This window comes from Sphingomonas sp. Leaf357 (assembly GCF_001423845.1).
GTDB lineage: Bacteria > Pseudomonadota > Alphaproteobacteria > Sphingomonadales > Sphingomonadaceae > Sphingomonas.
This window is the reverse complement of the sequence record NZ_LMPM01000002.1, coordinates 298082-309647: the sequence shown is the minus strand read 5'-3', so window position 1 is coordinate 309647 and position 11566 is coordinate 298082. Positions and strand designations below refer to the sequence as shown.

Genomic DNA, 11566 nt, shown 5'->3' with positions numbered 1-11566 from the left:
GGGAAGGTGAGGGTGACCGTGACCGGCCGCAGAGCCTCAGGCTCACCCTCACCCTAAATCCCTCTCCCACAGGGAGAGGGACTTGATGGCTTACTCCGCCGCGATCGCGACGCCGTCGGTGTCGAACTGCTCGACCGTCGTCAGCTCCACGTTCAGGCCCAGCGAGCGCATTTCCTTGACGAGCACGTTGAAGCTCTCCGGAATGCCCGCCTCGAACGTGTCGTCACCCTTGACGATCGCCTCGTAGACCTTGGTGCGGCCGACCACGTCGTCGGACTTCACCGTCAGCATTTCCTGCAGGGTGTACGCCGCGCCGTAGGCCTGGAGTGCCCAGACCTCCATCTCGCCGAAGCGCTGACCGCCGAACTGCGCCTTGCCACCCAGCGGCTGCTGCGTGACGAGCGAGTACGGCCCGATCGACCGGGCGTGGATCTTGTCGTCGACCAGATGGTGCAGCTTGAGCATGTAGATGATGCCCACGGTCACCTTGCGGTCGAACTTGTCGCCGGTACGCCCGTCGAACAGGTCCGACTGACCCGACGTATCGAGACCGGCCAGCGACAGCATCGCCGAGACGTCCGCTTCGCGCGCACCGTCGAACACGGGGGTGCCCATCGGCACGCCGGTCCGCAGGTTCTGCGCGAGTTCGATGATCTGGTCGCTGTCACGCGCTTCGATCTCGGACGCATAGTGATCGCCATACACTTCGAGCAACCGCGACTTCACCGCGTCGGGCATCGCGCCCGCCACCGGCTCCGGATTGGCATCGCGCCAGTCTTCCAGCGCGGCATACACCTGCTGGCCGAGATTGCGCGCGGCCCAACCGAGATGCGTCTCGAAGATCTGCCCGACGTTCATGCGGCTCGGCACGCCCAGCGGGTTCAGCACGATGTCCACCGGCGTCCCGTCGGCGAGGAACGGCATGTCCTCCGCCGGCAGGATGCGGCTGATCACGCCCTTGTTGCCGTGACGGCCGGCCATCTTGTCGCCCGGCTGCAGCTTGCGCTTCACCGCCACGAACACCTTGACCATCTTCAGCACGCCCGGCGGCAACTCGTCGCCCCGCTCCAGCTTCTCGCGACGATCCTGGAACTTGTCGACAATCACCTTGACGGCGTCGTCATACTGCACCTTGACCGCTTCGAGATCGCTCTGCGTCTTGTCGTCGGCGACCGCGAACTTCCACCATTCGTGGCGGTCGACGCTGTCGAGCACGTCGGCATCGATCACGACACCCTTTTTGGGGCCGTTCTTCGGCACGGCCGTCGCGGTCTGCCCTTCGAGCATCTCGCGCAGGCGGCTCCAGGTCGCACGGTTGAGGATCGAACGCTCGTCGTCCGAATCCTTCTTCAAGCGCTCGATCTCCTCGCGCTCGATCGCCATCGCGCGCTCGTCCTTGTCGATGCCGTGGCGGTTGAACACGCGCACTTCGACGACCGTGCCGGCAACGCCCGGCGGCAGACGCAGCGACGTATCGCGCACGTCCGATGCCTTCTCGCCGAAGATCGCGCGGAGCAGCTTTTCTTCCGGCGTCATCGGGCTTTCGCCCTTCGGCGTGATCTTGCCGGCGAGGATATCGCCCGGCTCGACCTCGGCACCGATATACACGATGCCCGCTTCGTCGAGGTTGCGAAGCGCTTCCTCGCCGACGTTCGGGATGTCGCGCGTGATGTCTTCCGGCCCAAGCTTGGTGTCGCGCGCCATGACCTCGAATTCCTCGATATGGATCGAGGTGAAGACGTCGTCCTTCACGATACGCTCGGAAATGAGGATCGAATCCTCATAATTGTACCCGTTCCAGGGCATGAACGCGACCAGGCTGTTGCGGCCCAGTGCCAGCTCGCCGAACTCAGTCGACGGGCCGTCGGCGAGCACGTCGCCGGCGCGGATCACGTCGCCCACCTTCACCAGCGGACGCTGGTTGATGCAGGTCGACTGGTTCGAGCGCTGGAACTTCATCAGCGTGTAGATGTCGACGCCCGACTTGCCGGCATCGACCTCGCCGGTCGCACGGATGACGATACGGGTCGCATCGACCTGATCGACGATGCCGGCGCGCTTGGCCGATATCGCCGCGCCGGAATCCCGGGCGACCGTCTCTTCCATGCCGGTGCCGACGAACGGCGCCTCGGCCTGGACCAGCGGCACGGCCTGACGCTGCATGTTCGATCCCATCAGCGCGCGGTTGGCGTCATCGTTTTCCAGGAACGGAATGAGCGATGCGGCGACCGAGACGAGCTGCTTCGGGCTGACGTCCATCAACGTGATGTTGTCCGGGATCGCCATCAGGAATTCGCCCGCCTGACGCGACGAGACGAGTTCCTCGGTGAAGCCGTTGTCGCCCGCCAGATCGGCGTTGGCCTGCGCGATCGTGTGCTTGGCCTCTTCCATCGCCGACAGGTACACGACGTCGTCCGTCACCTTGTGGTCGACGACCTTGCGGTACGGCGTCTCGATGAAGCCGTATTTGTTGACCCGGCTGAACGAGGCGAGGCTGTTGATCAGGCCGATGTTCGGGCCTTCCGGCGTCTCGATCGGGCAGATGCGGCCATAATGCGTCGGGTGAACGTCGCGGACTTCGAAGCCGGCGCGCTCACGCGTCAGACCACCTGGCCCGAGTGCCGACACGCGCCGCTTGTGGGTCACTTCCGACAGCGGGTTGGTCTGATCCATGAACTGCGACAGCTGCGACGAACCGAAGAACTCGCGCACCGCGGCCACTGCCGGCTTGGCGTTGATCAGGTCGTTCGGCATGACCGTGGACACGTCCACGGAAGACATGCGCTCCTTGACCGCACGCTCCATGCGCAAGAGGCCGACGCGATACTGGTTCTCGAGCAATTCGCCCACCGACCGCACGCGGCGGTTGCCGAGATTGTCGATGTCGTCGATCTCGCCCTTGCCGTCCTTCAGGTCGACCAGCGTCTTGATCACGGCCAGGATGTCCTCGCTGCGCAGCGTCGTCACGGTATCCTCGGCATCGAGGTCGAGGCGCATGTTCAGCTTCACGCGGCCGACGGCCGACAGATCGTAGCGATCCGGGTCGAAGAACAGCCCTGAGAACAGCGACTCCGCCGTCTCCAGCGTCGGCGGCTCGCCGGGGCGCATCACGCGGTAGATGTCGGACAGGGCCTGCTCGCGCTCCTCGGCCTTGTCGACCTTCAGCGTGTTGCGGATCCATGCGCCGGTCGCGATGTGATCGATGTCGAGCAGTTCGATCCGCTCGATCCCGGCCTTGTCGAGCAATTCGAGATTCTCGGCCGACACTTCGTCGCCCGCCTCGATATAGATCTGGCCGGTGGTCTCGTTGATCAGGTCATAGGCGCTGTAGCGGCCGAAGATTTCTTCGGTCGGAATCAGCAGGTCGGTCAGGCCGTCCTTGGCCGACTTGTTGGCTGCGCGCGGGCTGATCTTCTGGCCCGACGGGAACACGATCTCGCCTGTCTTCGCATCGATGATGTCGAACATCGGCTTCTGGCCACGCCAGTTCTCGGCCTGGAACGGAATGATCCAGCCACCCTGGCCGCGCACGAAGGTGACGCGGTTGTAGAAGTGGTTGAGGATCTCCTCGCCGGTCATCCCCAGTGCGTACAGCAATGCCGTTACCGGCAGCTTGCGCTTGCGATCGATGCGGACGTTGACGATGTCCTTGGCGTCGAACTCGAAATCGAGCCACGAACCGCGATACGGGATCACGCGCGCGGCGAAGAGGTACTTGCCCGATGCGTGCGTCTTGCCGCGGTCATGGTCGAACAGGACGCCCGGCGAACGGTGCATCTGGCTGACGATCACGCGTTCCGTGCCGTTGATGATGAAGGTGCCGTTGCCCGTCATCAGGGGCATGTCGCCCATGTAGACGTCCTGCTCCTTGATATCGAGGACCGAGCGGGCATCGGTATCGGCGTCCACCTCGAACACGATCAGGCGCAGCGTAACGCGCATCGGCGCGGCATAGGTGATGCCGCGCTGGCGGCATTCGTCGGTGTCGAACTTCGGCGGCTCGAGTTCATAATTGACGAAGTCGAGCTCCGCTGTGCCGGCGAAATCGCGGATCGGGAACACCGAACGCAGGGTCTTTTCGAGACCGGAGACATAGCCGATCGAGGGATCGGAGCGCAGGAACTGCTCGTAGGATTCGCGCTGAACCTCGATCAGGTTCGGCATCTGCACCACTTCGTGGATGTTGCCGAACACCTTGCGGATGCGGCGCTTCAGCGTGCCGCCGTCATATGCCTTGGTTGCCATATTGGTCTTTTGCCCTCGGTCTTGGCCTGAGACAGGCCGAAATTTAAGTGCCCGGTTCGCCCGGGCGGGCACGCGGAAAACGCAAAAAGCCGCGTGTCGTCCGTGCTCGGATAACAGCAGCTTTCGGCGTCTTGGAAACCGGCAGACCCCAATACGATCGACATGCTGCGCGACGGCACGTCATTTCCCGAGGTCTGTGGTGAGAGCGCGATATAGGCGGGGTGTTGGATTTAGTCAACGCAGTTGGCGTGCAGACGCTTTAAATGTTGGATTTGCGACGTTACAGAATGACGGTCTTTGCCAATGACCATCGACAGACTTGCTAGGCCGCATCGAGGCTCAAGCAAACGGGCGTTTCGCGTGAACTTGTGTGAACTTCGCGCAACTCATCGATGAAAATGAACGCCTCACCTTGAAAGTGAGTCTTTCGCGGGTCCGAATCCGGGTTCCCTTCATTGAGTCTCCGTTATGAAAAACGCCATCCCCCCGCATCGCCGCGCGTTCGTCGCGCTTGTTCCAGCAGCCCTGCTGCCCGTCGCTTTGATGACAGCAGGCCCGGCCTTTGCACAGGAGGCGGCCACCCCGCCGCCCGCCGCCGCTACGCCGCCGGTACAGACGACGGTAACGCCGCCGCCAGTGGTGCCGACGTTGCCGCAGGCGAGCGCAGCGGCACCGGTCAGCCAGGGCGCGACGTCGCGTAACGGCATTGGCGATCCCAACAGCCCGACGCCGATTGCACCGGAAGCTTTGGCCCAGGCCGAAGCCGCCCGCGCCGAAGCAGCGCCGCGTCGCGCTCCCGCTCGCACCGCACGCACCGCTGCTGTGAGCCGTCCTGCTCCGGTTCGCGCCGAAGCCGCACCTGCCGCCCCGGCACCCGTCGCAGCAGCGCCCGTCACCGAAGTTCCTGCGCCGGCACCAGCTGCCGCCGCGCCCGCCGATGTAACGCCGGCCCCCGCACAACCCGCAACGGAAACTCAATCGACCGCCGCAACCCAGACGAGCACCGTTTCCGAAAGCGCCCCGGTCTGGCCATGGATCGTCGGCGGCGTGGTCGTTCTCGGCGGCCTGCTCGCCTTCTTCCTGATGCGCCGCCGTCGTGCAGACGAAGAGGTCTATTACGAAGAAACCTATGTCGAGCCGGTGGCCGAGCCGGTCGCCACCCCTGCCGCGATCCGCGCCGAAACCCCGGTCGTGGCCGAACAGCCGCAATATCTGCGCGCCGCCCCGGTGATCGCGCCGGCTGCCGCAGCTGCCTTTGCCAATGACGAAATCGCTCCGGTTGCTACCGAGGACGCCAGCTTGGCCGAGGCGGAGGCCGAGGATGTCGAAGCGCTGACCGCCGGTGATGCTCCGGTTGCCGACCGCCCGTGGCTCGAATTCGCCATGCGTCCGGTCCGCGCCGGCAGCAACGTCGATGAGGCTTTGGTCGAGATCGAGCTGACCGTCGGCAATGCCGGCAACATCGCGGCTCAGGACGTGCGCATCTCGACGTTTATGTTCGCCGACGGCTCGGCCAGCGAAGCCGAGATGGAACGCCTGCTGATCGAGCGCGGCGACGACGGTGTCGCCCCGGTGACGATCGAGCCCGGCGAAGGCACAAGGGTCGACGCGACGCTGGCGATGCTCAAGCGCGATCTCGGCGAGCAAGCCGATTTCTCGCCGGTGATCATGGCCGATGCCCGCTACCGCCTGCCCGACGGCAGCGAGGGGCGCACCTGCGCCACCTTCTCGATCGGCGTGACCGACGACGACGGCGCGCATATCGAGCCGATCTCGCTCGCCCGCCCCTTGATGCGCGAAGACATCGCGGCGCATCTGCAGGGCGTGCCCGAACACGCCTGATCCTTCGGCACGGTGAACCGGCCCGTCTTCTCTTAATGGGGAGGGCGGGCCTTCCCTTTGTCCGGCCTCGGCACCGGCTTGCCGCAAGCCGACGCCGGGCCGTATGGCACGGCTAATTCTTCCGATAAGGCGCATGTGTGCGAAGAATAAAGATCCCGGCGACCTTGCGATTGCCTCTCCTGGCCATGATCGGGCTGTCTGGAGCAGCCCGGGCGCAGAACGACGCCTCGCCGCTGATCCCGAACCTCAACGGCTTTTCCCTGCCCGCCAGCCGTTCGCCGAGCGACACGCCGGTGCCTACGCCGACGCCGACCCCGATAGCGACCCCCACGCCGGAGCCGACGGCAACCACTCTGCCGCGTGCCCCTGCGCCAAGGGCAACGCCAACTCCGCGCGTTGCGCCCACTCCAGTGGCACGCCCGACCGCGACTCCCGAACCGTCCCCCGCCGCGACATCCACCCCGACCACGGAACCAGCGGTCGAGACCAGTCCAACCCCCGCCGCTACGCCCACCGTCGCGCTTCCCGCTGCGGTGGAAGCCGAGCAGTCGAACGGACCATGGCTCTGGCTCGGCCTCGCTATTCTCGCGCTGGCCGGGCTGCTATTTGCGGTCTTTCGCGTCCGATCGCGTGGCGATCGCGACATATCGGAACCCGCACAGACGATAGACATCGGTATCAGCGATGCGGATTCCGCAACACCTCTCGTCGCCAAGGCACCCACTCCGGTTCAGCCGGCAACTGCGGCGACACCAGAAGGCCGTGCCCGCATCGATGTAACGATGCGTCCGGTGCGCGCCGGCACCAACCTGACCAGCGGCGCGGTCGATTACGAGATCGGCCTGCGGAATTCCGGCGAGATCCCCGCCACCGATGTCCGCGTCGACATCCGCCTGTTGAACGCCAGCGCCGATCAGGCCGCGATGCTGAAGCTCCTGTTTGCGCAATCGATCGAAAAGCCGCTGGTCGCGCGGTTCGATCTCGCACCGGGGCAGGCGATCACGCTCGGCGGCATGGCGATGATACCCCAGGAGGGGATCGTCCCGGTCGCGATCGGGGGGAGAAACTTCTTCGTGCCGATGTTCTCGGTCAACGTCCTGTACGGCTGGGCTGGCGGCGGGCAGGGGCAGACCGCTTCCGCCTGGGTGATCGGCATCGACCGCGGGGCCGGTGAAAAGATGGTGCCGTTTCGTCTCGATGCCGGTCCGCGGATGCACGATGCGGTCGGCCAGCGACCGCAAGGCTTTGCGATCACCCGCTGATTGTTCGCGCCACGATTGATCTTGAGTCATCCGGCGCGCAAAGCTGGAGCATCCGAAGATCGAGGAACGCTCCATGAAGATCACGCTTGCCCTTCTCGCCGTCGCCGGCCTCGCGGTGGCCGCACCCGCCCAGCAGACCCCGACCAAGAGCGCCGATGCCGCGCCGGTCGCATCTGCGCCGGGTGGCGACATCCCCGCCAAGTTCATCCCGCCGACGATGGCCGACGATTATCAGCGGCGCGAGGTGATGATCCCGATGCGCGACGGGACGAAGCTGTTCACCGTCATCGTCGTCGCCAAGAATGCGAAGAACGCGCCGATCGTCCTGACTCGCACACCGTACGACGCCGGCAGCCGCGCCAAGCGCACGACCAGCTCGTCGATGCTCTCCACCCTGCCGCTGGCCGACGAGATGTTCGTCCGCAACGGCTATATCCGCGTCTATCAGGACATCCGCGGCAAATACGGATCGGAAGGGGACTATATCGTCACCCGTCCGGTGATCGGCCCGCTGAACAAGACGAAGGTCGATCACGTCACCGACGCCTACGACACGATCGACTGGCTGGTGAATAAGGCGAACCTGCCGGAATCGAACGGCAAGGTCGGGATGATCGGATCGTCCTATGAGGGCTTTACCGTGGCGATGGCGCTACTGGGACCCCACCCGGCGCTGAAGGTCGCCGCACCTGAAAGTCCGATGATCGACGGCTGGATGGGCGACGACTGGTTCCATTACGGCGCGTTCCGCCTGGCCAACATCGCCTGGTTGGGCGGACAGACCGGTTATAAGGCCAAGGGCAGCGTCCCGCCGACCGGCGGTTACGACGATTACGACAATTTCCGCGACATCGGCTCGGCCGGGGCGTGGGCCGACAAGTCCGGCTATTCGCAACTGCCCTATTGGCAGAAGATGCTGGCCCACCCGTCCTACGACGCCTTCTGGCAGGGCCAGGCGCTGGACAAGTTGCTCGCCGCCAATCCCTCCAATGTCCCCACGATCTGGGAACAGGGCCTGTGGGATCAGGAGGACATGTATGGCGCGATCACCGCTTGGGAGGCGCTCAAGGCAAAGGGCAAGACCGGCAACAACTTCCTCGTCATGGGGCCTTGGCGCCATAGCCAGATCAACCGCGAGGGCCGCAGCCTTGGCCCGTTCCAGTGGCGCGGCGATACGGCGGAGCAGTTCCGCGAGGAAATGGTCCTACCGCTGTTCAATCAGTATCTGAAGGACGGTCCGGCGGTGACTTTGCCCGCCGCGACGATCTACAATACCGGCGAAAATCACTGGGATCGCTTTGCACAATGGCCGCTGGCCTGCGACCAGGGCTGCGCCTCGCCGCTCAAACCGATCTATCTGCAAGGCAGTGGCGGTCTCGGCTTCGAGAAGGCCGGGGCAGGGGAGGACAGCTACGTCTCCGATCCCGCAAAGCCGGTGCCACATCTGCCGCGCCCGGTGAATTTCGGCGACGGCCGCTGGGGGGACTGGCTGGTCAGTGACCAGCGCGGCGTCGATGGTCGCACCGATGTGATGACCTACGAAACCCCGATCCTGTCCGAGGCCGTCCGCGTCTCCGGCGCGCCGATCGCAGACATCTTCGCCAAGACGACCGGCACCGACGGCGATTTCGTCGTCAAGGTGATCGACGTCTATCCGGACGAGAACGCCACCGATCCGAAGATGGGCGGCTATCAGCTGCCGATCAGCCTCGACATCTTCCGTGGCCGGTATCGTGACAGTTTCGCCAAGCCATCGGCGATCCCGGCGGGCAAGGTGCAACGCTACAAGTTCCGCCTGCCGACCGTGAACCACGTGTTCCAGCCAGGGCACCGCATCATGGTGCAGGTCCAGTCCAGCCTGTTCCCGCTCTACGACCGCAACCCGCAGAAGTTCGTGTCCAACATCTTCCTGGCGAAGAAGTCGGATTACACGAAGGCGACGGTAACGATCGAGCGCGGCGGCGCGCAGGCGAGCGCGGTGTGGTTGCCGGTCGTGGCCGTGGACCAGAGCGCGGCGATGGTAAAGTAACAAAAAAAGGGCGGTCCCATTGCTGGGGCCGCCCTTTCTTTTCGCTTCGGCCAGCATGGGCAAAGCCCATGCTCGTCGGACGCGGCATGCCGCGCCGGCCGGCCTTGCGGGAGTGCGGGCCAGAATGGCCCGTCTCTCCCGCCGCGGCTTACTTGATCTCGACGGTCGCGCCGGCTTCTTCAAGCTGCTTCTTGATCTTCTCGGCTTCGTCCTTCGAAACGCCTTCCTTGATGGCCTTCGGAGCGGACTCGACCAGCGTCTTGGCTTCGGTCAGGCCGAGCGCGGTGATCGCACGGACTTCCTTGATGACGTTGATCTTCTTGCCGCCGTCGCCCGTCAGGATGACGTCGAATTCGGTCTGCTCTTCAGCGGCCGGAGCGGCTGCGCCGCCGGCACCGGCCGGAGCGGCTGCGACAGCTGCTGCTGCCGAAACGCCCCACTTTTCTTCGAGCATCTTCGAAAGCTCAGCGGCTTCCAGGACGGTCAATGCGCTCAGGCTGTCTACCAGCGCGTTCAGGTCTGCCATGTGTATTCTCCATTGTCAGGGCCGTGAAAATCTGGCGGCCCCATCGGGTTCAGTTCAAACGAATAGTCTCGAAAAGCTCTGAGTTGCCTCAGGCTGCTTCCTTCTCCGCATAGGCGGACAGGACGCGCGCGAGCTGAGCCGCGGGAGCCTGCGCGATCGTGGCGATCTTCGTTGCCGGGGCAACGATGAGACCGACGATCTTGGCACGCAGTTCATCCAGCGACGGCATCGTCGCGAGCGCCTTGACGCCGTCTACGTCGAGGGCAGTCGCACCCATCGCCCCGCCCACGATTTCGAACTTGTCGTTCGTCTTCGCGAATTCGACAGCCACCTTGGCGGCTGCGACCGGGTCGATCGAGGTGGCAAGGCCAACCGGCCCGGTGAGCATGTCGCCCAGCGAGAGGTAGTCGGTGCCATCGAGCGCGATCTTGGCAAGCTTGTTCTTCGAGACCTTGTAGGTCGCCCCCGCGTCACGCATCGCGTTACGCAGCTTGGTCGACTGCGCCACCGTCATGCCGAGGTTGCGGGTGACGACCACCACGCCGACTTCGGCAAACGTCTGGTTCAGTTCGGCGACGAGCTCGGTCTTTTGAGCACGATCCATGCCATTCTCCACGTGTCTGACCTGCGTGCCGAAACACACAGGCCGGTTGAAACCGGAGGCACGACTAACCGTGCCTTCGGGTTGTCCGTCGATTGGGGCATGGGACAGGGCCGCTTATTAAAGCGGACCAAAGCAGACCGCACGGGCGAACCCGGTTGCGGCGTGAAATTCCATTCCCCGTCTAGGCAGGATATTAAGCCGGAAGCCGGCCCCTGCTGTCTCGGACGGTATTCCGGCGCAGGCGAACCCAAACCGGACGAGAGCGCGCCATTAGCGGGATATTGGCGAGAGTCAAGTTTTGCGGCTCATGGGCCTTCGGCATCGGCGATGCCCAGAGTTTCGGCGGCCGCCTTCAGCCGTCGATCGCGGAGGAGGTCTCGACCAAGATCATCACATCACATTTCCTGGTGACGGGGGGCAGCGATCGCATTGGGTCGCTGTCGCCGAGCAGGGCCAGGCGCCGCGCACTCTCCCGTTCGATGAGTGCCTTCAACACCTCGCGAACCAGTGCGGACTTCCCCCGGAGGCCTGTGAACGACTGGGCGGTTGCGACGAGGGCGTCGTCGAGGACAAGGGTGGTTCGCATGTCGATCTCCGGCTTGAGGCACGAGTATAGCATCGTTTGACGCCTGACCCATTAGGGCCAATCGACATTCATTATTTTGGGGTCCTTTATCCCAAACTCCCCGTCACCCCGGACTTGTTCCGGGGTCCACTGCGCCGCGAACTCGATAATCACACCATTGTTCGTAGCGAAAAGCCGCCTGGTGGACCCCGGAACAAGTCCGGGGTGACGGTTTTAGCAGAGCAGGCCGCTCTTAAAGCCATCCAAGGTGGGATTCCATAAGCTCCGACGCCGTTTACGGAGGGAGAATTAAGCCAGTATGGATCCCCGCCTGCGCGGGAATGACGAATACGTGGTGAGGGTAAAGCATCGAATGAGGGGCGGATGGTTATGATCTGTCTCAAAACCGTCGTGAAAGAGTCGTGCATCCGACATGGGCACGCCATGGGGCTTTCATGCTGCGCCTCCACAGCTCCGGCAACGTCGAAAATTC

General features: G+C 64.2%; 7 protein-coding genes. 3 read left to right on the top strand and 4 right to left on the bottom strand.

Annotation, left to right across the window (positions count from 1 at the left end; all coding sequences use genetic code 11):
- Positions 1–90: 90 nt before the first annotated feature.
- Positions 91–4245: a DNA-directed RNA polymerase subunit beta gene (rpoB, locus tag ASG11_RS14500; protein ID WP_055781622.1), complete on the bottom strand. Its 4155-nt coding sequence runs from the start codon at positions 4243–4245 to the stop codon at positions 91–93.
- Between the two features lie 468 nt (positions 4246–4713).
- Between rpoB and ASG11_RS18820 the strand changes: the two genes are divergently transcribed.
- The 3 genes from ASG11_RS18820 (at position 4714) to ASG11_RS14480 (ending at position 9378) form a co-directional block, all read left to right on the top strand.
- Positions 4714–6087 (top strand): hypothetical protein, encoded by a 1374-nt coding sequence (locus ASG11_RS18820; RefSeq protein WP_156363821.1) that lies wholly within the window; start codon positions 4714–4716, stop codon positions 6085–6087.
- 164 nt (positions 6088–6251) lie between these two features.
- Complete coding sequence (locus ASG11_RS14485) at positions 6252–7349, top strand: hypothetical protein (protein WP_236697531.1); 1098 nt, start codon at positions 6252–6254, stop codon at positions 7347–7349.
- Positions 7350–7422: 73 nt separating this feature from the next.
- Positions 7423–9378, top strand: a complete 1956-nt coding sequence (locus ASG11_RS14480) for a CocE/NonD family hydrolase (protein WP_055781617.1) — start codon at positions 7423–7425, stop codon at positions 9376–9378.
- Positions 9379–9526: 148 nt separating this feature from the next.
- Here the strand turns inward: ASG11_RS14480 and rplL are convergent, their stop codons facing one another.
- The 3 genes from rplL to ASG11_RS14465 form a co-directional block, all read right to left on the bottom strand.
- Positions 9527–9904 (bottom strand): 50S ribosomal protein L7/L12, encoded by a 378-nt coding sequence (gene rplL, locus ASG11_RS14475; RefSeq protein ID WP_055781615.1) that lies wholly within the window; start codon positions 9902–9904, stop codon positions 9527–9529.
- Positions 9905–9992: 88 nt separating this feature from the next.
- Positions 9993–10508: a 50S ribosomal protein L10 gene (rplJ, locus tag ASG11_RS14470; protein WP_055781611.1), complete on the bottom strand. Its 516-nt coding sequence runs from the start codon at positions 10506–10508 to the stop codon at positions 9993–9995.
- Between the two features lie 352 nt (positions 10509–10860).
- Positions 10861–11094: a type II toxin-antitoxin system VapB family antitoxin gene (locus ASG11_RS14465; protein WP_055782724.1), complete on the bottom strand. Its 234-nt coding sequence runs from the start codon at positions 11092–11094 to the stop codon at positions 10861–10863.
- Positions 11095–11566 lie beyond the last annotated feature (472 nt).